Annotated in this window: 18 protein-coding genes; 6 read left to right on the top strand and 12 right to left on the bottom strand. The window is 38.8% G+C overall.

Features of this window, described 5'->3' with window-relative positions; all coding sequences use genetic code 11:
* Positions 1 to 1,308 (top strand): DUF5723 family protein, encoded by a 1,308-nt coding sequence (locus tag NXS00_RS04300; RefSeq protein WP_258097880.1) that lies wholly within the window; start codon positions 1 to 3, stop codon positions 1,306 to 1,308.
* A 71-nt stretch (positions 1,309 to 1,379) separates the two neighbouring features.
* On the opposite strand, the gene bcp is transcribed toward NXS00_RS04300, so the two are convergent.
* The 5 genes from bcp to NXS00_RS04275 form a co-directional block, all read right to left on the bottom strand.
* A complete protein-coding gene (bcp, locus tag NXS00_RS04295) occupies positions 1,380 to 1,826 on the bottom strand; it encodes a thioredoxin-dependent thiol peroxidase (RefSeq protein WP_258097879.1) in 447 nt (148 codons plus the stop codon).
* 1 nt (position 1,827) lies between these two features.
* Positions 1,828 to 3,693 carry a M23 family metallopeptidase gene (locus NXS00_RS04290; RefSeq protein ID WP_258097878.1) on the bottom strand — a complete coding sequence of 622 codons (1,866 nt, stop codon included), beginning with the start codon at positions 3,691 to 3,693 and terminating at the stop codon, positions 1,828 to 1,830.
* Between the two features lie 63 nt (positions 3,694 to 3,756).
* A complete protein-coding gene (locus NXS00_RS04285; protein ID WP_258097877.1) occupies positions 3,757 to 4,365 on the bottom strand; it encodes a fumarylacetoacetate hydrolase family protein in 609 nt (202 codons plus the stop codon).
* A gap of 2 nt (positions 4,366 to 4,367) precedes the next feature.
* Complete coding sequence (gene mtaB, locus NXS00_RS04280) at positions 4,368 to 5,684, bottom strand: tRNA (N(6)-L-threonylcarbamoyladenosine(37)-C(2))-methylthiotransferase MtaB (RefSeq protein ID WP_258097876.1); 1,317 nt, start codon at positions 5,682 to 5,684, stop codon at positions 4,368 to 4,370.
* A gap of 84 nt (positions 5,685 to 5,768) precedes the next feature.
* On the bottom strand, positions 5,769 to 7,205 hold the full coding sequence (locus NXS00_RS04275) for a DUF1593 domain-containing protein (RefSeq protein ID WP_258097875.1): 1,437 nt from the start codon (positions 7,203 to 7,205) through the stop codon (positions 5,769 to 5,771).
* A gap of 249 nt (positions 7,206 to 7,454) precedes the next feature.
* Here NXS00_RS04275 and NXS00_RS04270 point away from each other — a divergent pair, with 249 nt between their 5' ends.
* Positions 7,455 to 8,141, top strand: coding sequence for a helix-turn-helix domain-containing protein (locus tag NXS00_RS04270; RefSeq protein ID WP_258097874.1), 687 nt, complete (start codon positions 7,455 to 7,457; stop codon positions 8,139 to 8,141).
* Between the two features lie 59 nt (positions 8,142 to 8,200).
* On the opposite strand, the gene NXS00_RS04265 is transcribed toward NXS00_RS04270, so the two are convergent.
* Both NXS00_RS04265 and NXS00_RS04260 read right to left on the bottom strand, forming a co-directional pair.
* A complete protein-coding gene (locus NXS00_RS04265) occupies positions 8,201 to 10,870 on the bottom strand; it encodes a CHAT domain-containing protein (RefSeq protein WP_258097873.1) in 2,670 nt (889 codons plus the stop codon).
* 3 nt (positions 10,871 to 10,873) lie between these two features.
* Positions 10,874 to 11,821 (bottom strand): hypothetical protein, encoded by a 948-nt coding sequence (locus NXS00_RS04260; protein WP_258097872.1) that lies wholly within the window; start codon positions 11,819 to 11,821, stop codon positions 10,874 to 10,876.
* 146 nt (positions 11,822 to 11,967) lie between these two features.
* Here NXS00_RS04260 and NXS00_RS04255 point away from each other — a divergent pair, with 146 nt between their 5' ends.
* Positions 11,968 to 12,843 (top strand): hypothetical protein, encoded by an 876-nt coding sequence (locus NXS00_RS04255; RefSeq protein ID WP_258097871.1) that lies wholly within the window; start codon positions 11,968 to 11,970, stop codon positions 12,841 to 12,843.
* Between the two features lie 60 nt (positions 12,844 to 12,903).
* Here NXS00_RS04255 and NXS00_RS04250 read toward each other — a convergent pair whose 3' ends face one another.
* From NXS00_RS04250 to NXS00_RS04230, 5 genes are all read right to left on the bottom strand, one after another.
* Positions 12,904 to 13,353, bottom strand: coding sequence for a hypothetical protein (locus tag NXS00_RS04250; RefSeq protein ID WP_258097870.1), 450 nt, complete (start codon positions 13,351 to 13,353; stop codon positions 12,904 to 12,906).
* Position 13,354: 1 nt separating this feature from the next.
* Positions 13,355 to 14,011: a DUF4159 domain-containing protein gene (locus tag NXS00_RS04245; RefSeq protein ID WP_258097869.1), complete on the bottom strand. Its 657-nt coding sequence runs from the start codon at positions 14,009 to 14,011 to the stop codon at positions 13,355 to 13,357.
* 5 nt (positions 14,012 to 14,016) lie between these two features.
* A complete protein-coding gene (locus NXS00_RS04240) occupies positions 14,017 to 14,670 on the bottom strand; it encodes an HAD family hydrolase (protein ID WP_258097868.1) in 654 nt (217 codons plus the stop codon).
* 36 nt (positions 14,671 to 14,706) lie between these two features.
* On the bottom strand, positions 14,707 to 16,329 hold the full coding sequence (pafA, locus tag NXS00_RS04235) for an alkaline phosphatase PafA (protein ID WP_258097867.1): 1,623 nt from the start codon (positions 16,327 to 16,329) through the stop codon (positions 14,707 to 14,709).
* A 65-nt stretch (positions 16,330 to 16,394) separates the two neighbouring features.
* Positions 16,395 to 19,022 carry an MGH1-like glycoside hydrolase domain-containing protein gene (locus NXS00_RS04230; protein WP_258097866.1) on the bottom strand — a complete coding sequence of 876 codons (2,628 nt, stop codon included), beginning with the start codon at positions 19,020 to 19,022 and terminating at the stop codon, positions 16,395 to 16,397.
* A gap of 100 nt (positions 19,023 to 19,122) precedes the next feature.
* On the opposite strand from NXS00_RS04230, the gene guaA reads away from it, so the two are divergent.
* From guaA to hemL, 3 genes are read left to right on the top strand one after another with little or no spacing between them, the layout of a single operon-like run.
* Positions 19,123 to 20,649: a glutamine-hydrolyzing GMP synthase gene (gene guaA, locus NXS00_RS04225; RefSeq protein WP_258097865.1), complete on the top strand. Its 1,527-nt coding sequence runs from the start codon at positions 19,123 to 19,125 to the stop codon at positions 20,647 to 20,649.
* A gap of 31 nt (positions 20,650 to 20,680) precedes the next feature.
* Positions 20,681 to 22,552, top strand: a complete 1,872-nt coding sequence (locus NXS00_RS04220) for a hypothetical protein (protein ID WP_258097864.1) — start codon at positions 20,681 to 20,683, stop codon at positions 22,550 to 22,552.
* Positions 22,533 to 23,828: a glutamate-1-semialdehyde 2,1-aminomutase gene (gene hemL, locus NXS00_RS04215; protein WP_258097863.1), complete on the top strand. Its 1,296-nt coding sequence runs from the start codon at positions 22,533 to 22,535 to the stop codon at positions 23,826 to 23,828. Before NXS00_RS04220 ends, hemL begins: the two co-directional genes overlap by 20 nt.
* The last annotated feature ends 40 nt before the right edge of the window (positions 23,829 to 23,868 follow it).

The raw sequence follows: 23,868 nt of genomic DNA, 5'->3' as shown, positions 1-23,868 counted from the left end.
ATGAAATCTATTTTAACAATACTTTTTGTAGGAATTGCCAGCATGTCGTTTGGGCAATTCAATTTGAATTTTTATCAAATGCAGGGTGCTACACCGCAAAATATGAACTACAATCCTGCGATTTTTCCTAAGGCACAAACTTTTGTGAGTTTACCTGTGATGTCAGGTATTGATCTTACTGTGAATAATAGCTTTGGAGTATCGGATGTATTAGTGACTACTGGTGATTCTACTTTGATTGATGTCAACCGTTTTCTTCTGAATGAAAAAGAAGGAGCTTATTTGAACACCACTGGCAATATTACGGATATGATGATTGGTGTTCGGTTGAATGAAAAATCCTATTTTACCCTGTTCATGAACGAGCGAATCGATGCTACTTTCTTTTATCCATTGAAGTTGGTTGATTTTATTTGGAAAGGTAATGCGGAGTATTTGGGAGAGGATTATTTGATAGATGATCTATCTTATGATTTTACTCACTATAGAGAAATAGGTGCTGGTTATGGCCGTACATTGAACTTGTTTGGTTATAAGTTTGATGTAGGAGGCCGATTAAAGCTACTCAATGGAACCATTCATGGAAGTCTGAAAGATAACCTGGCTATGTCGATTTATACGGATCCTGACGATTATTCTGTGACAGTAACCATGCAGGATGGCTTGTCAAGAAGTGCAGGTATGAATGCCGCAGAAGATGGGGATGCTGATTATTTCATTTTTAATGAAAATACAGGTTTCGGTATCGATTTGGGTGCGCAGATGGAGTTGACAGAAAAGATTACAGTGGGTATGTCAGTTGTTGATTTAGGATTCATCAATTGGAAGGAAGATTCAGAAACCGCATCATTTACTGGAACTAGTTTTGATATTAGTGGAAGCAGTTTCGATGACATAGATCAACTAGCGGATGCTATTTCGGATTCTATAGAGTCCTTATCGGTAGACACCGTGGCAGCTAGTTTTACCACTTCACTTAATTCCAGGTTGTTCTTAAACGGGAGCTATAGGGTGACAAGAAATGGATATGCGACCGCTATTATGTCCAATTACTTTACCCAGGGAAAAATGAAGAGCGCGTTTGGTATAGGTTATACCCAAGAACTGGGGAAATGGCTATGTGCATCAGGTACTATTTCTGCAGCTTCACAACATGGTGCAGATCTTGGTCTTGGCCTAATGCTAAGAGGAGGATTTTTCCAAACGTATGTATCCGTAGATCATATTTTCGGAACGATGAATTTGCCAGAAGCCTCTGGTTTGAATATGAAATTTGGAGTTAATTTCTTGTTTGGAAGTCCAGACTAAAGGAATTTAATTGATGTTAAAACAGGTAAATGAAGAAGCCCTGATCGTAAGTCAGGGCTTTTCTATTGTTCTTATTTTAATATCTGTGAAGTGTGATCTTTGGTTTTTACTTTTTCGATCACTTCTTCGATTACTCCATCTTCATCGATGATAAAAGTCGTGCGAAGTGTACCCATGTAGGTTTTTCCATACATTTTCTTTTCTCCCCAGGTGCCAAAGGCTTCATGTACAGATTTGTCTTCGTCAGCTATAAGTGGAAAAGGTAGCTCATGCTTGTCAATAAACTTTTTGTGAGACTTTGCACTATCACCACTTACTCCAAGCACTACATATCCCTGATTTTGTAATGCTTCATAATTGTCTCTTAAGTTACATGATTCCGCGGTGCAGCCCGGTGTATTATCTTTAGGGTAGAAGTACAAAACGATCTTTTTGCCCTTGAAATCAGATAATTTAATCGGGTTTCCATCCTGATCAATGCTCTCAATATCAGGAGCTTTATCTCCAGCTTTTAACATGTTATTTTAGGTTATTATGATATACTGATTTATTACCTGTGTTGTCAGTTACTTCCAGTATAAACTCACCAACTAATGAGTTGTTTTGATTTCTGGGAGTTGCCCAGATAAGATCGTCTTTATATTCATAACTCATCAGAAGAAACTCACCGTTTAACGTGGCTCTATAGTGTCTGATTCCCGATAAGTCATCTGTAATTTTAAAATAGAGCGACTTGCTGTTAACAATTCTTGGAGTAATGACCGGAGGTGTAAGATCTTCTGCTATGGTATAAGTTCCGAATGAGCTGCCATCAAAAGTGATCATTCCATCTTCCCATTCACCACCTACAAATGATAACCGCTTGCCATACTTTGCATAGACTCTGGCAGTGCTATCTGCATATGTTTTGGTAGGTTTCAAGGTAAGCGTGAAACTGCTTTTGAATGGAACATTTTGTAATGGAAAGTCGAACAGTTCCTGACCAGTTGATTCATCTATACTTTTGGAATACCTTAAGTATAGCGTGTCAAATAAGGTCTTTTTACGCAATGCTAATTCAAAGTCGTGATTGTAAAAAGTGATGTCGCTGCCAGGAGTAAGCATGGAGTATAGATCAGGGTAGATATGCCTTCCGTTTATTGCAATGGAGTCAGGAATGCCTTTTCGCAGATCATATAGGGCATAATTGGCTTTATGTGTTTCTCTGTAGGGTACAATGGTTTCAGTAGATCCACCATGGAATACCTTAATAGGTTCTGTGCCTTTGCTATTTATGTTTTTAAGATGAAGGTGATTGCGATAGATTTCATAGTCAGAGATAGCAGGATCTGGTTTGTTGACCACATTTCTTTTGTTGACAGACGCTTCAACTACTGAGATGTTTCCGTAACTGTCCTCTAGTAATATTTTGATGTCATGAGGTAATTCATCATTAAAAATGAATCCGTTGGAAGCTACATCATAGAAGTCATTGTCATTTCCATCATCGATGAATAGTTTGTTGAATTTCGGTCCGCCTTCCTTGTAGCGTTCGTAATCCATGTGAACCAGAATTGACTTTTGATGAGCAAAGCTCAAAGAGTTTTTAACTTCTCTGAATATGGTGTCACCATCAATTATAAGTGTTGTTTCGGGTATTCCATTTCTATTGTAAACTCCATTAAGCAGATCATAGGCATAGATTTCTATGCCAATGTTACCAGAGAGTTCAATAGGAATTCTTGGCTCATAGGAAGAACCTGTTTTCAGCACATCAAACTCGTACCTACCATACATGCCATTTACTCTGGATTGTCCATCGAGCGTTACGAATGCCAAACTTTTCACCTGTGGGGCGATTTGATCTTTAATTTCTGGAAAGTTGAAGCTTAAGGGATCTAATATTCGTTGATTTTTATCTCGAATTTCAAAGTGTAAATGTGGTCCTGTAGAGGAACCAGTATTTCCAGAATAAGCAATGATATCACCTTTTTTTACTTTGAATTGTTCTTTGTTAGGGAAGAGTTGCAATGTAAAAGATTGCTGTTCATATTGCTCATCTAGCACATATGCTGCAATGTCATCATTGAATTTGCTTAAATGGCCATAGACTGTTGATGTGCCGTTGGTATGAGCAATGTAGAGTGCATGTCCATACCCTCCATTACTGATTCTTATTCGATTGATATACCCATCTGCTGCTGCATATACGGGCCACCCACTTTGCCCTCCAGTTTTGATGTCTATACCTGCATGAAAGTGAGAAGATCTCAATTCACCCATCGTTCCTGCTAGATAGTTTTGCTCTCCGGGTCTAATCGGGAAAAGGTAATAGTTATCTGATGACTGTGCGTTTAAAAAGCTGGTGAATGAAAAAATATAAACTGTTAAAAAGAGATATCTCATGAATGATTCCAGTACTATTTGTTGTTACGGTTAATCACTAAATAGGTGGGGTGCATTCTTTGTTTATTTTATTTCGAAATTAAACATTTCTTTTCCTTCAAGTCTACCAACAAGTTTGTCTCCAATCTTTACAGGACCTACACCTTTTGGAGTGCCAGTGAATAAAATATCACCTGTTTTCAATGTGAAGTATTGAGATACATACGCAATCAGCTCATTGACAGGCCAAAGCATCAAGGAGCTATCTCCTTCCTGGGCGATTTCACCATTTAATTCCAACTCAAAAGTTGTCTTGTTGATATCGAAATCCTCTTTTGAAATGAAATTGGATATAGGAGCAGAGCCATTAAAAGCTTTCGCTCTTTCCCATGGAAGTCCTTTTTCCTTAGCATGAGATTGAATGTCACGTGCTGTGAAGTCTATTCCAAGTCCAATCTCGTCATAATATTTGTGAGCAAACTTAGGATCGATGGATTTGCCTTCTTTTTTGATTTTCACCAACAACTCACACTCGTAATGAATGTCTTTTGAAAACTCTGGATAATAGAACGGATCATTGTTTCTCAACAACGCAGTATCCGGTTTCATGAAAATTACTGGATTGTCCGGTCTTTCATTTCCTAGTTCAGTGATGTGGTCGACATAGTTACGACCAATGCAGATAATTTTCATAATTAATGAACGAGTACTTCTTCTAATTCTTCTACTTCCATGAGACAATTTTCATCTACACGAACCATTTGCACAGTTTTGGTTTCGTTGATGAGCACAGGATCATATTTAGCTTTGATTCTGATGTAGTTTTCTGTGAATCCATGCATCATCCCATCTTCAATATCATCTTCAAACAGTACCGTCTGAGAATTGCCTGTATGCTGTTCGTAAAAGTATCTTTTCTTTTTCTCTGAAAGCGTCCGAAGCATGTTTGATCGCCTCTGACGTTCTTTTATTGGGACAATGCCATCCATTTCTAAAGCTTGCGTATTAGCCCTTTCAGAGTAGGTGAACACATGCAGGTAGGATACATCCAATTCATTTAAGAATTGATAGGTGTCAAGGAAGTCTTCCTCTGTTTCTCCAGGGAATCCGGTGATTACATCTACCCCAATACAGCAGTGGGGCATCAATTGTTTGATGTTGCTAACTCTATCACGATACAAATCACTCAAATAGCGGCGATTCATACGCTTTAAGATTTTATCACTTCCAGACTGAAGCGGAACATGGAAGTGGGGAACAAATCGCTGTGATTGGCTTACAAACTCAATGACTTCATTGCTCAATAGGTTGGGTTCTATAGAAGAAATACGGAAACGGTCAATTCCTTCAATTTCGTCCAGAGCCTTAATCAAATCAATGAATTTCTCTTTTCTACGTCCGTCTTGAATCCCAAAGTCGCCAATATTCACTCCAGTCAAAACGACTTCCTTGACTTCAGAAGCTGCTATTTCTTTAGCTTGCTCTACGATTTCAGCAATGCTGGCACTTCTACTTTTACCTCTGGCTAAAGGGATAGTACAGAATGCACAGCCATAGTTACACCCGTCCTGAACTTTCAGGAAAGTTCTTGTTCTATCTCCATAAGAGTAGGATGAGTTGTATGCCTTAGCTTCCTGAATTTCAGATGCGAATACCTGTGGCTTATTGTTTGAGGTGAAGTCATCCAGAAATTCGAACATTCTGAACTTCTCAGCGGCTCCCAATACAGCGTCAACTCCTTTAATCTCAGAAATTTCTTTTGGTTTTAGCTGAGCATAGCACCCAACAATAGTTACGTAACTATTCGGTGATATCTTTTTTGCTTCCTTAACAATTTTCTTACACTTCTTATCTGCATTCTCCGTAACAGAACAAGTGTTAATGACAAAAATGTCCGGTTTATCAGTGAAATCAACCTTCTGATATCCCTTATCTTCAAACATTCTGGAGATGGTAGAAGTCTCCGAGAAGTTTAGCTTACATCCCAACGTATAAAAGGCCACTCGTTTCATAAGACTGCAAAGTTAAGGCCTTTTGTTTGAATGCCTTAAGGCACCAGATTAAAGTTTTGGTAGGTTATGAAAAAGGTATTGACGTCAATGTGGAGTTACCTCGATAATGACTCTTTTGTAGGCACTCAGTTTTGGTGTACCTCTATCGGTTACTTTTAGTATTATATGAATGATCTCGTTTTGTTTTACTTCAGGCGCCTTGAATGCGATCTTATGGGTGTTTTCAGCACCTAGATTAAGTAGGTTATTACCGCTACTTGCTTCCTGATAGTGAAACCATAAAAAACTGAAACTGTCTCCATCGGGATCATAAGAATTAACGGCATCTAAACTTATCCATTCTCCTGATTTGACTTTTAGAATTTCTGAATTAGATAATATTGGGACAGGAGCGTGATTGGCATTATCATAATCGTGAATGGTCCAATCCATTCTTGCTGCAAAGTCATTTTGAAAATCATTTCGCCATCGCCAAATGGTAGCTTTGTCACTTTTAAATATTTGGTTACTCTTAACGACAGTTCGGCCATACGGATTATCTATGTATGGTGTATATGTATCTATTGAATTGGTCCAAATCGATCTTGTTTCTGGTCCAATTTCAACGATTGAGGAACCTTCTTTAAGTGTTGAGAAGTCCGGTAGATACAACTCATATCTGCCTCCCCATCCGCCCCAGTTTGGTTTGTTTGGATTACTTAGGCCATTTTGAATAAGAGATAGAAAAGCCGGGGTGTCACCTTCCATGCCCCACGCTACATCTGGATAACTAGCTCCAAGTGGACCATGATTTTGTTGGATGTTATTAGCCAGCCAATCATTGCTAATGCTAGAATTATCGATTCCTTCTACCACCATATTAATACCCGTCCAGGTAGCCTGACCATAATTATCTCCGGGACTCACAATGTAAAACAGTTCTGGAAAGTTGTTGCGAATCCAAAGTCCACTATCATCTTGATCTGATATAGTGTATACGCGAAGTTTGGATAGGAGGTGTTTGAGTATTTGTTCATCCTTAGTTTTTTTTAGTTTAAAAAGTGCTTGAGCTAAAGTATTCGCTCCACCCCAAGTGGAAATCCATAAGGGTCTATCATCTTTTTCTTCCAGTGCTTTAATAATCCATTCAGACCCTTCGGAATCTTTACCATCTCCAACGCTATTCATTCCATATGAAGGCTGACCTTTTTTGATCATTTCGTAGAGTTTACTTGCTTTAGGGTAATCAGATTTATGTAGAGTCAAGTTAGGTTGTACTTTTTCATATGCTTCAATGACTTTCTTGATGGATTCAGGATGTAGTTCATGTTTCATCCAGCATGAGGTAGTGGCAATTAGCCCATGGATATCTATTTCATTGGAATAAAGGAGTAGCCTTACTAATGATTGCGTGTCATCTGGGTCTGCTTCAATGTCTGTTAATACAATGACACGGTGTTTGGTAGTTTGCTGAGCCTTTAACGTAAATACCGCAGATATGGCACAAAGTAGAATAATCGGGAGTTTAATTCTTAACATCATTTGTAATCGAAGTTGTTTTAGCTTTTGGTTATGAAAGCAAACTTAGTCTCGTATATTTATTAAAAACAGTTGAATAAACATCAAAACATATCGTTTTCCGAGATTTCTGGTTCATTTGATAACAGTAGAGAGCTTTTTCGGCCTTATGGACTAACATGTGAGTTATGGACACCCTCACTTATGAAAAGACCTGACAGACATAATGAAGTCGAACTTAATTATTGCCTGGAAGGAGGAATAACCTAATTATTGAGGAATAAACGAATAGATATTCCACCAAGGAAATTGACTGTTTTTTGGGGGTTAAGTCCGCATCAAATAGTCGGGTATGTCAATCAAAAACCATATTATGTTTGTACTGTTCCGTTTTCACAGTTTCTTAAATGGAATTTGCCAGGAGATTTTGTGGAAAGAATAATAAAAGGAGAGTTGATAATAGATTCAGGTCAGGTATCTGAATCTATAGATATTAATTCTTTTAATAATTGGGAAAAGGAAGTCAAGTTACCTGAATCTCACCAGTTATTGGAATTAGAAATACATGCTCGTCTCAGAAGAATGGCCTGTACATGTAGCGTTCCTAAAGAGTCTAACACTCATGTCTTTTATGATGACTTGATTAAGCCTGTTGAAGAAATTGCTCTATTCATTGCCCAAAATTATACCAGACCAATAAGAGTTTCAGATATTGGTGGTGCAGTGGGTTTACACCCGGATTACGCAAATTCAATTTTTAAAAAGTCTTTCGGAAAAACACTTAGTGATTATATAACTGAAGAGCGAATTGCTCATGCACAAAGGCTACTAGTTTCCAGTAATGAAAGAATTACAAAAATTGCATATGCATCCGGTTTTAATTCTATCAGTAGGTTCAATGCATCATTCTTCAAAATCAATGGCTGCACACCACGAGTATTCAGGCAACAAAATAAATGAAGTTTGATATATTTCCGTACTACTTCTGAAGGTTGCAAATAAAGCTGGACTAATCACTTTTACTTCCCAATCAATATGAATGGCGCCCAATAATAGGGTTCTGAATAGTCTTCAGAAGCAATTAGTTTGAGCTTTGCTTTTCTCAAGTCATCAGCAAAAATCATGTTGGTTGAATGATTCAAATGTTGCGTATAGAAATCAATCATCAGTTCTGATGTAGAGGCATCAGATACTTGCCAAAGTGATACAATAAGATTTTTAGCTCCGGCATACATCAATGATCTACTCAACCCGATAATTCCTTCTCCTTTGGCAATTTTACCAAGACCTGTTTCGCATGCAGAAAGTGTAACCAAATCAGCATTGATGTCTAAAGAATAGATTTCACTTGAGAAAAGGTTTCCGTCTTCGGAATTATCTGGTGTTAAGAAGATTCTGGATAAATCGGGCTTTGATTCATGTACCATGCCGTGTGTGGCAAAATGCAGGTATTTGAATGAAGCGAGATCTATTGATTTTACTTTTGACTCAGATGCATCTTCTTTAAACAAAACTTCAGGTTTGTCGGTGGAAGACATAAACAAATACTTGATCTCTTTTACTTCAGCTTCCGAGCCAGGAAGGGTAGACATTCTCGTATCATTTTTATCAAATGAAACTGGTGCAGTAAGTAAAATTCCCTTTGCTTCACTGGCTGTCATAGATAATCGATCATTGATCAAAGAGGCAGAATAGTCATATGATACACCAAACTTTTCTACTAGATAAACTGCGTCGGAATCATCTCCCCATTTCAAAGCTTCATAAGGAATAGTCCCTGTAATTCCATCTGGGATGATAACCAATTGCTGTATTCCAGATTCAATTTTAGGTATCAATAACTCTGATAATGTTTTACTAGAGCTTTCATACATGGATTGTATGCGATACTTAATGCTATTCCTAAGACCATTAACACTTTGAAGAAAATTTTCTGGTTTCGGTTTGCTATAGGTTTGAATTCCTGATTTGGTAATCTCAAAAATGTAGACCGATTGTTCTCCGATAAAATAGGAGAGTACCGCAGTAGTCGCTGGTAGATGAGATTGTAAGTCTTCTACAGAAAGAATGTCCTTCTGATATTTCAGGTTGTAATAATTAGGGTAAGTCTGCTCTAGTTTCTTGATGAAATCAATATATGATTGCTTTACATCAAAAACCATCGCACGTATATTGGCATCATTCGGATTGTCTTCAAGCTGCTGCTCCAAATAATTGAGATAGGTTTGATAACCAGATTCTTCTTCGATTAATTCATCAGGAATACCTGCGAATGTTTTTGCTTTGGTATCATTAATGGCTGCTTGCAATACTGCAGATTTTGAACGTTCACAGAAGTTGAAGGCAATTTTTTGGTAGTCTTTTTTATGGAATGTTTTATCTGCCAGGTATAGAGCTATTCTTATCCCATTATCATAAATCTGCGTGCTGATTTCACCTATTTTGATCTTGTCAGCTTCACTCAATCTTATTTGACGTATATCCGATATCAGATCATCACATAAACGATAAGTATCTAATGATGCCTTGATATCCCTTGGTTTCAAAGTCTTATTGAAGTGAAGCGTTTCCAGTATTTGAGCCTTACGCTGTAAAGATGATAGCAGAATATCCGCATTGAAGTAGTTCTCCAGTTTTGGAAGGGCGTACAGATCATAATAGGTTTGATCATACAAGTTTGCATAAATAGACTGCTGGATGCTTTCCATCGCTAAATTGTATTGACCTTTTTGAGCTTGTGATGAAGCCATTAGGGCATAGGTATTAGCAACCTCTGGATGTTTAGGACCGAATAGCTTCAAATACATCTGTAATGCTTCCTGTTCTGCTACAAGCGCTTCGTCATATTTGCCTTGCTCTTCCAAAATGTTGCCCTTATTCGTCAAGGTGAAAGCCTTGTTTGGATGGTCTCCCTTGTAGTTCTGATTCCAGATATCCATAGTAAGATCCAAATAGCGCAGAGCAGCTCCGTAGTTGTTTTGGGCACTATTGGCAAATGCCAAATTGCTGTAACATAAAGCTACTTGTGGATGCCTTTCACCCAGTTGGGACTTGTAGATTTCAAGGGCATCAGTAAAAGCTATAACGGCATCCAGATAGTCTTCTTTTAAATAAACCAAGCCAAGATTTAAATAGGAGTTGGCTACTTGAACGGCCGTATCACCCAGTGTCTCCCGGCGTATTTTTAATGCTTTTTCATGGTAGCCTAGTGCTAATTCTTTGTTTCCATTGTTCCAATATCCTACACCTAAATCATTGTAACATTCTGCAGCATCCAAAGGATCCTGACTAGGAGCTAAAGCCTCTGCCTGATTAAGAATCTCGAGAGATTCATCATTACGACCAATTTTCAGAAGCGCTTCACCTTCCAGTAATAAAGCGTCAAACAATAAGCTTTTTTGATCTGGTAATTCTGAGGAAATGAAGCCAACTGTATTTTTAGTTTGCTCTAGAGCAGCTTCAATGTTGCCTAGTTCGAGATAACATTGGCCAATATTCAAATGACATGTTGCGTATGAGTCAAGTTGATTGGATTTAAGTAATTGTTCCCCAGCTTCCCGATAAGATATAATCGCATCGTCATAGGCTCCTTTCAGGAAAAGCTGTTCGGATTTGTCTAGTAAATTTTCTTGCGCTATTACCGAAACTGAAAGTAACAACCCAATGAAAGTGACGGATAGTTGTTTCATATATTAGAATCGATAAACGTAGCTGGAACTGATTACATGTTTTCTGGTCAACCCATCTGGGTTCATTTCTCGGTGTGTTGTTTTGAGACCACCAATCAATTTGATACTGTGATTGACATTGAAGTTATAACCAAAATTCACCAATACATTGGAGGCCAGTCCTGTTGTGCCTTCAAGTTTGACTCTTTGGTCTGTATTGAAATCATAAATTTCATCTTTATTCAATCGATAGATTGCGAGGAACCCAATGCCGAAGTTGAAGTTGATATATCGAAAATTACGCTCTGCACGCAGCATTACATCTGTTCCTCTTCTTAAATCATTCGCAAGGTTATATTTTTCTAAATATTCTTGATTAGGATATCCTGCCCATTGCGCCCATCTAAAGTCATTTTCATTTTGGTAGATGACTGGAAGTTGAAGCCCAGTTGCGAAAAGCCATTTTTCATTAATGAGTGATCCACCAAGAACCAGATCGTGGCTTCCCAGGCTCAACTGATAATACATAGGGAGATCACCACCAACACCAAATTCTGTATCATTATTTTCAATGTTACTCTTTCCGGTGGCTATTTTGGCACCCAGAGTTATTCCTGCACTATATCCGTTGGATAAACTGAATGCTCTGGAGGTACTCAATGAGAGGTCACCTATACCAGATGTTTGTCCTAGGTTACCATTGACCGTTTGATAAGGAACCTTCACCTGCAGTGTATAATCACTGTTGATGCTAAAGTTCATATCTGCTGTATAAACTGTAATTACGGGAGTAAGCAAACTTTTACCATGATAGTAGTTAAACTCAAGAGACCTCAGTTTGAAATCTATTCGTTTGCTATACGGTTGGTCAGGTTTCATTGCACCCATGGTACAAAAACCTGCATCGCTGCAGCCTTGTCCGCTTCCCTTCAGACCGGCGAAGATTAGAGTTACTAATAAAAAGTATCGCATTGTTTAGTTAGACTTTAAAGCTGGTGAATCTGTTACGGTCGTTATTCAAAGGTAAGGTTTTTCATGATTTTTTTATGTCTCCATTAAACCTTCTGATTTTTTTACTGTCAAAGGGGCAAATCAATAAGAAACAAAAAATAATAGTCATGAAGAAGAAATCAATATTGGCTGCAGTAATAGTTGCATTCGGACTTTACAGCTGTGAACCTGGAGATGCTGGTTTGGAAAACTTGATTGAGAGTGAAATAGATGTGGCAGGTGAAGCTGCGGTAACTTCTAGTTTTGAAGAGGTTGATCAAATAGTGGAAGATGGAATTGAAAGTTGCATATCTGGTGTTAATTCTTCGGCTAGACATAAGTATGGAAAATATCGTTTTGGTCGGTTGTCTGATTGTGCGACGATAGATAGAGATACTTTAAATCAGGTAATTACCATAGATTTTGGTGAAGGATGCGAAGACCATCATGGTGTAGAAAGAAGTGGTATTGTTCGAATCGCTTACAATCAACTTAGAAGCGTTCCTGGAGCCTATAGAATAGTGACTTTTGAGGATTTTTATGTGGATAGTGTAGGTGTGGAAGGCACACGAACACTTACCAATACCTCAGACGAGGCTGATTCACTCAGCAGAACGTTCACGATTGAACTGGTGGGTGGTAAGTTGACTTTCCCTGATGAATCCTCAATTACCAGAGATTCAGAGTTTGAAAGAACTACCTACATCTCTGATGATTGGTCATCTGTTCACACGACACTTAATGGAGAAGCATCAGGTACTTTGATTGACGGAACTTCATACACAATGACTATAGTAGAAGAGATTGTTTTTGCTCGAGAATGTAGAGATGAACGTGTTGTGATTCCAGTGTCTGGGGTTAAAGAAATAATTGCGGGTGAAAATGTAGTGACGATAGATTATGGTGACGGCACTTGCGATAATCTAGTGAACATCACAATCAATGGCGAAACAACCACGAAGGAAATTGAGCCAAAGGGCAGACGTCATCATCGGGGAAAATAATTTAGGTAGTTTTTTAATCAGGTAGTAGGGTCATGCCATAGTGGTGTGGCCTTTTACTTTTTATGGAACTAAGACATACGTTTCAATGATGATTTGATCTACGTTGAGCTCTTCTATTCTTTCTATGCCTTTTTGAACAAGTGTGTCTCCAGCGAGGGATAATTCAAATTCAAAATCATGGCCTTCCCATGGTCGATAACTGCAGAATTCAAGATGCTCTTTATAGACGTTTCCTTCTAATTGATAAGATCCTGCTCCAGCCACAAAGACGCTCTTAGTAGAGTCTTCACCCTTAGTCAGATCATGCCTAATAAACGAAAAATGTGTGTCATTGATGATTTTTAAGACCTTCTGGTCTTTGGTGTAGTCGGTGAAAGTGGTGTCTGAGCCTTCAATTTTCTCGCCGGATACTAATAGCCAGGTATGTTGAATGTCAAGACTATTTTCTGTAGGTGAAGTAGTGGTAGTGCAGCCAATTAAGATTGCAGACAGCCATAAAAAATGCTTCATGTTAAAGGTTTGATGTAAAAGCGAAACTAATGATGTTGGCTCCCATTTTAAGAGCTTTCTGACGAACTTCTTCGGGATCATTGTAAATCACTTGATCTTCCCATCCATTACCCAGGTCTGACTCATATGAATAGAAGCAAACAAGTCGTCCTTCGTAAATTATACCATATCCCTGTGCTGGTTTGCTATCATGTTCATGAATCTTGGGTAGTCCATCAGCAAAATCATATTTCTGATGATAAATAGGATGGTCAAAAGGCAATTCCACAAACTCAAGGTTTGGGAATACCTTCTTCATTTCAAGTCTTATATACGTATCAAGTCCATAGTTGTCATCGATATGTAAGAAGCCTCCAGATGTCAGGTAATTTCTAAGGTTTTCTGCTTGTTGACTATTAAAAACAACGTTTCCATGACCGGTCATGTAAACATAAGGGTATAAAAACAAGTCAGGATTGCCAACTTCTACAATATCATCTTCACGAGCAATGTCTGTGTTTAGGTTTCTATTGCAGAACTCAATTAGGTTGGGAAGGGACGTTTTATTCGCATACCAGTCACCACCTCCATCATACTTTAATTTGGCAATACGTAGCGATTGTCCATGGGCGCTTATGGATAAAATGGAAATGGTGAGTAGTATGAATAGTCTATGCATATGTATTATTTACCTAGCAAGTCTGTGATTTGTTGCCATGATAGATCTGAAAAGTTATCAATTATCAAATCAGCATCCAATTCTTCACGAGAGTGGGAGGTAGCCAATCCGATTACTTTGGATCCCGCATCTTTACCTGCTTGAATTCCTGAAACAGCATCTTCAAACACTATACAGTCTTCAGGTTTTCTGTTAACCAGCTCAGCTCCTTTTAAATATACTTCTGGATCGGGCTTGCCATGAACTACCATGCTATCGTCCACCACACCAACGAAATACTTTCTCAGATCGAGATCATCCAGTGTAAACTCAACGTTCTCTTTTGGTGCTGATGTTCCAACAGCCATTGGAATTCCTTTTTCTTTAGCCTCTTCAAGAAACTTGATCAAGCCGGTTGTAGGCTTGCGATGATCTTTGTACAAGTCTCTGTAGATCGCCTCTTTTTCTAATCCAATGCTTTTTGCCTCTTCATCACTCATCTCACGCTCAAAAACCACTTTCATTAATTTCTTCAGCGTTCGGCCATTCATTTTTTCTCTGTAGAACACTTCATCAATGGTAATGCCATGTTTAGCTGCAATTTTTTGCCATGCTAAGTAGTGGTACTGATGGTTTTCTACGATGACACCATCCATGTCAAATATTAATCCTATTTGCATTGTTGATTTTTTTGGTTGCACTAATAATCGTGATGATTACTCAAATATTTCTTCTATCGGCTCACCAGTAATGGCACCATTTGGTAACGAAATATTCATGAGCATGGCTAATGTTGGCACAATATCCGTGATGTAGGTCTTTTCTACAGTTGATCCTTTCTTCACTCCAGCGCCAAAGAAAAGTAATGGAACATGAGTGTCATAGGTATATCCTGAGCCATGTGTTGTTCCTGTGCTGCCATATCCACCAGATAAGTATCCAGCTTTTTTGAGCAATATGACATCACCAGAAAGTTTGCGATTAAAACCATTTTGCAAGCTCTTTCTCATTGGATCTGAATAGTCAAATCTAGAAAGGTCAGTCGCCGTAAATGTTTCGGTGATAAACTCTAAATCCATCGCTTTCTCAGCAAATAGTTTCTGTATGTCTTCCAGGTTTTCTCCTTTTGATTGGATGAATTCTCTGTTTAAGAATATTTGATCATTAGAGATGTTTGAAACATAGTCTTCCGATCCCAATTCTTTTAAAAACTCTCCAAAAGATGCTTTGGCTTCGTCATTGCTATAATATCCGCCAGGTAAATTATGATCTACCAGGAACTGAGGATTAGCAACCACTCCATGATCAGCCGTTAGGAATACCATATACTCACCTTCACCTACTTCTTTATCCAAATATTTTAAGAATTCACCTAAATCTTTGTCCAGGCGGATATAAGTATCTTCTAACTCCACTGAGTTTGGTCCGAAATTGTGACCTACATAGTCAGTTGAAGAAAGGCTTACTGCTAGAAAATCCATGACATTATCTGTACCCAGATTTTCACCTTTTAAAGCTGCCTTCGCCATGTCTAGAACCAATGTATTTCCGAATGGTGTGGAACGGATTAATCCATATGGACCGTTTTCTTTTCTTAGTTTGGATAAATCGTATGGAAAGGTTGGAGAATCTTTTCCTTTGAATCCGCCCTCGTAGGGCACATTATCGGCAGTAGATTGTTTGTATGACTCAATTGGTTTAATTGTATTCCAAACTTGATCAGAGTATTTATTAGCAAGTCTTTTGTTGTTGAAATCCTGAACCCATTTTGGTAACTCTTTGAAATAGAAGTCTGATGTCATGAATTCGCCTGTTCGCGAATCATACCAATAAGCGCCATTTGGAGTATGACCTGCAGGCAAAACGGCACCTCTATCTTTAATAGATACTCCAACCACCTTAGATTGAAAATTGGTCGAAAGCTTTAACTCATCCGTAATGGTATTGACTTGAAGGTTTCTTGGTGAGATTTTACCATTCATCGCGCTACCGCCAGTAGCGTTATATAATGTGTCTCCAACACAATAAACCGATCTACCTAAAACTTTACTGTACCAGTCATTGGCAATGATGCCGTGATATCTAGGTGTGGTTCCTGTGTATATAGATGCGTGACCTGGAGCAGTATAGGTAGGGATATAATTGTAATGATTGTTTTTTGCTTCAAATCCCTGACTCATCATTCGTTTAAAACCATCTTCTCCAAATTGGTATTCGAAACGCTGAAGGTAGTCATGACGCATTTGGTCAATAACGATTCCTACTACGAGTTTGGGTTGTTTCTGGGCAAAAGAAAATAATGTACTAACGAATAGTAATAGTGCAAGCGTGGCTCTCATAAATGTATTTTTGCGCAAGGTAATTCAAGAATGTTAACCTTATTTTAAATTGAAATTACTTTGAGTTAATTGTGGTAACGATGAATAAGTTCCGCAACGAGTCCTGTCCAGCCAGTTTGGTGAGACGCACCAAGGCCTAAACCTGTGTCTCCGTTGAAGTACTCATAGAATAAAATGTAGTCTTTAAAGTGTGGATCAGTTTGCTGTTTTAAAGAATCTCCATAAACCGGTCGATAACCTTTTTCGTCTTTCTTAAAAATACCAATCAATCGATCACAAATTCCCTGTGTTACTTCTAGTAGTGTGTGTTCATCGCCACTACCTATTGGAAATTCTACTTTGTAGTCTTCTCCATAGTAATAGGAGAATTTCAGCAATGACTCTAAAATCAAGTAATTAACAGGGAACCATATTGGTCCTCTCCAGTTGGAGTTACCACCAAAGAATGAACTATCGGACTCACCAGGGATATAGGAAACTTCGAATTTCTGTCCTTCAATGTTCATCTTATATGGGTTCTTCTCATGGTCTTTCGACATTGCTCTAATTCCATAAGGAGACAAGAATTCATCTTCATCCAGCATTCTTTCGAGAATTTTTTTCATTCTAAATCCTCTTAGAATACTTAGCAATCTTCTTTCGCCTTGTCCAGGTTCTTCCCATCTCGACACTAGAGAGGCTAATTTTGGACGCTCTTTTAAAAAGAAATCCAAACGCTCACGGAATTCTGGGAGTTTGTCATAAACTTCTGCTCTTAAGATCTCTATGGCAAAAAGTGGAATCAAGCCAACCATTGATTTTACTTTCATACGCTGGTTAGGTTTGGTTGGCGTATGCATGACGTCATAGTAGAAGTTGTCTTCGTCATCCCAAAGATCTACATCCGTGTCACCGATGCTGTTCATGGCTCCAGAGATATATAGGAAGTGTTCAAAGAACTTAATCGCCATATCCTGATAAACAGGATTTTCCATGGATAGATCTAAAGAGATTCTAAGCATGTTCAAAGAGAACATGGCCATCCAGCTGGTACTGTCTGCCTGTTCTAATCGAGCATCCTCTACGATCTGGTGGTTTCTGTCAAAAACTCCGATATTGTCTAATCCTAAGAATCCACCTTCGAATACGTTATTTCCATTAGTATCTTTTCTGTTGACCCACCAGGTGAAATTGATGAGTAGTTTATGAAAGGCTTTTTGTAAGAATTCAAAGTCAGGTTTACCTGTTTTCTGCTGGTCAATTTGGAATACGCGTCGAACGGCCCATGCATGTACAGGAGGGTTTACATCCGTAAAGTTCCACTCATAAGCTGGAATTTGTCCATTGGGGTGCATGTAGCGCTCCTTAAGCAAAAGTAAAAGTTGACCTTTAGCAAAATCTGCATCTATTCTGGCTAATGGAATACAATGGAATGCCAAATCCCAGGCCGCATACCATGGATATTCCCATTTGTCAGGCATCGACAGGATGTCGTAATTGTAGAGGTGTTGCCAATCGGAGTTTCTACCTTTTGCTCGTGAGGCAGATGGTTTCATCCTTCCAGGGTCACCGTACAGCCAGTTTCTTACATTATAATAATAGAACTGTTTACTCCACATCATGCCGGCAAATGCTTGACGTTGGATGTTTTTTAAGTCCTTATCTGCGACTTTTCCATGTACATTTCTGTAGAAACTATCTGCTTCTGCAACTCTCAATTCAAAATTGGAATCAAAATCCTGCATTGGATTTTCTAAAGCTACAGGAGACATTCTTACTCGAACTGTTTTTGAACCTTGTGCAGGTACGTTGATCCGATATACAGCTGAAGCTTTGGTGCCTTCTTTGTTCGGATTAACCGTATTTTTACCATCCACGATGTAGTCGTTGATGGCATCTTTTGGATAGTCTGATTGTTTATTGGGTACACCGTACAAACGAACCCTGTTAGTGGCATTGTCACAATAAAGTTGCTCTGAGAGACCGTCGGAATCTAGATAAACATGAAAGTCCCCAAGTAAATGATGCTTGATGATCATTTCATTGGCCGATACTTCCTTGATTTCAGGAATACGTTTGTCACGTCCAGAAGACCAGGTGTTTCTAAACCACAATGTAGGTAAGACTGTAAGATCAGCTGCTTTGTTACTGCGATTATGGATTACCGCTTTAAACTGAAAGTCATCCTGTGAAACTTTCGCATATTCCAAAAAGATATCAAAATATTCATCCTTGTCGAATATGCCAGTATCCAACAATTCATACTCTCTTTCCTTTTTGCTAAGTTTTTGATTTTTAAGAACCAGGTCAGAATAAGGGAACTCATTGATCGGATACTTATAAAGCATCTTCATGTAAGAATGAGTGGGTGTACTGTCCAGGTAATAGTACAGTTCCTTTACATCTTCACCATGATTTCCTTCATGACCTGTAAGGCCAAACAGACGTTCTTTTAGGATTTTATCTTTTCCATTCCAGAATGCCCATGAGAAGCAAATTCGTTGATCAGAGTTGCTAAAACCACCGATTCCATCTTCTCCCCAACGATACGACTTGCTCCTTGCCTGATCATGCACAATGCTTTCCCAGGCGTTTCCCCCTTCAGAATAATCTTCCCTTACGGTTGCCCATTGACGTTCTGAAAGATAAGGGCCCCATTCTTTCCATGGAGAACCTTCTCTACATGCCTCTAAACGTTTTTCCTCCTGCGTCATATATGGTAGTTTCAGCGAGCTAAAGAAATAAAAAACAACATACTTTCAAATCCAATTCAAAAATCAATTCGGGTTTGATCGATTCTGCTAATTTTGCGGGATGACAGACAAGATACTTATTCTGGACTTTGGTTCTCAATACACTCAGTTAATCGCACGAAGAGTAAGAGAACTGGATGTATATTGTGAAATCCACCCGTTTAATCATTTTCCTGACCCGGATGAATATACCAAAGGTATAATACTTTCAGGAAGTCCGTGCAGTGTACTAGATGAAGGTGCACCAGATGTTGATATCAAATCTCTAGAGCATTTGCCAATTTTAGGGGTGTGTTATGGAGCGCAGCTTTTAGCTTCTAAACATGGCGGTAAAGTGTCTAAGTCTCAGCATAGAGAGTATGGTAGAGCAAAATTGGCTCATATCAATGCACACTATGATTTATTGAAAGAAATCGAAATTGGAAGTCAAGTATGGATGTCGCATGGAGATACCATTACAGAATTGCCTGAAGATTTTCAAATAATAGCCAATACTGAAAGTATCCCAGTTGCAGCTTTCAAAGTGGAAGAGAAGCCGATTTACGGAATTCAATTCCACCCAGAGGTAACTCACAGCACAGATGGTAAAGCATTGCTAAGAAACTTCGTGGTACATATTTGTGGAGCAGCTCAGGACTGGACAGCAGATATTTTTGTTGAGAATACCGTAAGAGAGCTCCAAGCAAAACTTGGAAATGACAAGGTAGTTATGGGATTATCAGGTGGAGTTGACTCGTCTGTCGCAGCTACACTTATTCACCAGGCTATTGGAAAGAACCTTTACTGTATTTTCGTTGACAATGGGTTATTGAGAAAAAATGAATTCGAGGAAGTGCTAGCGTCATACGAAGGCATGGGCTTGAATGTAAAAGGCGTTGATGCGAAAGCTGATTTTTACAGTGCCTTAGAAGGCTTAACCGACCCAGAAGATAAGCGTAAAGCAATTGGTAGAGTCTTTATTGAAGTGTTTGATAGAGAAGCTCATCAAATAAAAGACGTAAAGTGGTTAGGTCAAGGTACTATTTACCCTGATGTGATTGAGTCTGTATCTGTAAATGGTCCTTCAGTAACCATTAAATCTCACCACAACGTTGGTGGATTACCTGAGAAGATGAATTTGAAGGTTGTAGAGCCTTTGAACTTACTTTTTAAAGATGAAGTGAGAAACGTAGGTAAGGCGTTAGAAATTTCTAATAATATTCTAGGAAGACACCCATTCCCAGGTCCTGGTTTAGGAATTAGAATTCTTGGTGATATCACAGCAGAGAAAGTTAGAATCCTACAGGAGGTAGATCATATCTTCATCCAGGGATTGAAGGATGATGGCTTGTATGATGAAGTTTGGCAAGCAGGCGCAATGTTATTGCCTGTTCAGTCTGTAGGAGTGATGGGAGATGAGCGTACTTACGAACAAGTGGTTGCCCTGAGAGCAGTTGCAAGTTTGGATGGTATGACGGCTGATTGGGTGCACTTGCCTTATGAGTTCCTGGCGAACACTTCAAACAAAATAATTAATCAAGTAAAAGGCGTTAATAGAGTAGTTTACGATATTAGTAGTAAGCCTCCTGCAACAATTGAGTGGGAATAATCATTACGTATAAAGATAAACTCATACCAGTTTGAATAAATTATTCTTATCAATCGTAGTACTTCTATGTTCGTTTGCCGGTTTTAGTCAGTCTGAGCAAGCTGAATTCTTAGAAGCTAAAAGACTTTTTTCGGAAGGTAAGTACAGTAGTTCGAAGGCATCCTTTGCAGCCTTAAGTCAAAGTGAGACTTTTGGTAATTATGCTCAGTTCTATTTTGCAATTTCAGCCTACAAACAAGGTGATGAAAAAGCCGCAACGGATGCATGGAAGCAATTACTAGTTCAGGCTCCGAACTGGGATCAGAAGAAAGAAGTGCTTTATTGGTTGGCATTCTCAGGTTATGAGTCTGGGGATTATGCTCAAGGACTAACTTATGGAAAGCAATATGCCGACGCAATCAATAATAAAGAAGCCGAATCGCTATTTATAAAAGCCTACTTATCAGAGCTTCCTGCGATAGATTTGAATTTGCTGGTAGATTCTTATCCTGAGAATAAATTATTGGCTTCTTTGCTTTTGGAGAAGTTAAATGCTGTTCCTTATCAAGAAAGAAACTTTTTGAGAATCAATCAATTGGTGGAAAAATGGCAGTTTGATATTGCCAATTTTGAATCTGTTGATTTGCCTGTCATTCGTAAGGACGTATACAACATTGCTGTTGTGCTTCCTTTCTTGTTCGAATCACTTGATAATACAGGCCTGATCAGTCAAAATCGTTTGGTTATGGATATGTATCAGGGGATGTTATTAGCTGCTGAAGATTTAGCAGCTATTGATCGTCCGGTGAATATCTACCCATATGATACCAAAAGGAAGAAAGGTGCAACAGAAGCTATAACCAGACAGTCTGGTTTCAAAGACCAAGATTTGATCATTGGACCACTGTATCCAGAGCCAAGAGAGGTAATATCTGCTTTTTCAAAAGAAAATGCGATTAATACGATCAATCCAATTTCTAGCAATGCAGATGTGGTTGATGAAAACCCATATTCTTTTTTGCTGAAGCCAAGTTACAACACGATGGCCATCAAAGCTGCTGAATTAGCTATTGCTGAAAATGTCAATCCTTACGCGATGATTTTCTATGAAGAGAATGAACGTGATTCGTCATATGCGGCAGTATATAAGCAATTGATAGAAGCAGCTGGTATGGAAGTGGTGTTATATCAGTCAATAAATAAGGGAAATGCCAAAGCTCTACTAGACACCTTAGCAGCAACTTATTACAGCTATTTAACAAAGGAAGAGGCTGACTCAATCAGCATTTTGCCGGGTAGGTTTGTGCGTAGTAGAAGAATACGTAGCGATGAGCTTAGAAGAATGGCTAGGGACACCTCTTTTGTTTTGCCAGTGAGCATGGATGAGAAGGAAGAGTTCAAAATTGTCTATTACGAGGAGCCTTTCTATATGGCCCCAGATAGTGTAGGACACATTTTGGCAGCTACCCGCAGCAATCTGTATGCAAGTAATATGATTAGCGCCATCGAAAGTAGAAGGGATAGTACCAGGCTTTATGGTTATGGTGATTGGTTGGATTTTACCATGCTTTCCTTTGCTCAATTGGATAGACTAGGTGTGGGATTGACCAATCCAGAATACATGGATTTTGGAGGGTCTGATTATCAAAACCTGAAGGAGCGAATCATTACTAAATATAAAACCAACCCATCTATCAATCACTATCGAGGATATGAAGCTGTTTGGTTTGCTGGGCGCATGATGCATCGTCATGGAAAGTATTTCCAAAGAGGTCTTCGTGACGGTAGTTTTGTAGATGGAAAAGTATTTGAAGGTTACAGTTATGGAGTAGCCAATGACAATCAGGTAGTACCAGTTGTTAGATTTAAAAACTCTAAACTAGAAGTTGTTAATAGGGATTTGTATGAAGATCGAAAAGAGTAAATCACTTTTTAGTAGAGCTAAGAATTTTATACCTGGTGGAGTCAATTCACCAGTTCGAGCATTTAAAGCAGTAGGAGGAGATCCAATATTTTTCAAATCAGCCAAGGGATCTAAGATGGTTGATGAGGATGGTAATTCCTACATAGATATGATCAACTCGTGGGGCCCAATGATACTTGGTCATGCCAATGAGATGGTGGAAGAGGCAGTTATTCAAGCAATTCAGCACTCTCCATCTTTTGGTGCACCTGGAGAGCGAGAAGTTTTGATTGCTGAGTTGATTTGTGAAATGGTACCATCCATTGATCGTGTAAGAATGGTTAATTCGGGTACCGAAGCGACCATGTCAGCTATTCGTGTTGCTCGAGGATATACAGGTAGAGATAAGTTTATCAAGTTTGAAGGATGTTATCATGGACATGGTGATTCATTTTTAATCGCAGCAGGTAGTGGTGCGATGACCATGGGAACGCCTGACAGTCCAGGAGTCACATCTGGAACTGCACAAGATACTTTACTTGCTCCTTTCAATGATTTAGAAGCAGTTCAGAAAATTGTTGAAGAAAATAAAGGGGAAGTTGCAGCTATAATCATAGAGCCAGTTGCTGGGAATATGGGGTGTGTATTGCCAAAAGCTGGATTTTTGGAAGGCTTAAGAGCACTTTGTGATGCTGAGGGTATTGTACTCATATTTGATGAAGTGATGACTGGTTTCCGTCTTGCAAAAGGTGGAGCACAAGAACGTTTGGGAGTTATTCCTGACATGACAACATTAGGTAAGATCATTGGAGGTGGTTTGCCTGTAGGGGCTTATGGTGGTAAGAAGGAGATAATGGATTTTGTTTCTCCGGAAGGTCCTGTTTATCAGGCAGGTACGCTTTCAGGGAACCCAGTAGCAATGGCTGCTGGATATACCATGTTGAAGTATTTATTCGATCATCCAGAGACTTACGGCAAACTTGAATCTAACACTAAAAAGATCGTAGCGGGTTATAAGGAATCATGCGAAGTGTTGGGGTTGAACTATACTATCAATCAAATAGGAAGCATGTATAGCATGTTCTTTACAGATAAAGAGGTATTCGACTTGAACACAGCAAAACATGCGGATACGCAGTTATTTGGTAAATACTTCAATTTGATGTTGAATAGAGGTATTTACCTTGCTCCATCTCAGTTTGAAACGCTATTTGTGTCCTCTGTACTTTCTGATCAGGACATTGAAGATATCATCAGAGCAAATGATGATAGTCTTAGAGATATTATCGCATCTTAATTTTTTTAATATTTGGCTCGAAATAACATGTGCTTCGAGC

The sequence above is a fragment of the Marinoscillum pacificum genome, assembly GCF_024714495.1.
Classification (GTDB): Bacteria; Bacteroidota; Bacteroidia; order Cytophagales; family Cyclobacteriaceae; genus Marinoscillum; species Marinoscillum pacificum.
The sequence above is the reverse complement of the archived record's forward strand: the minus strand, read 5'-3'. Positions and strand labels throughout refer to the sequence as shown.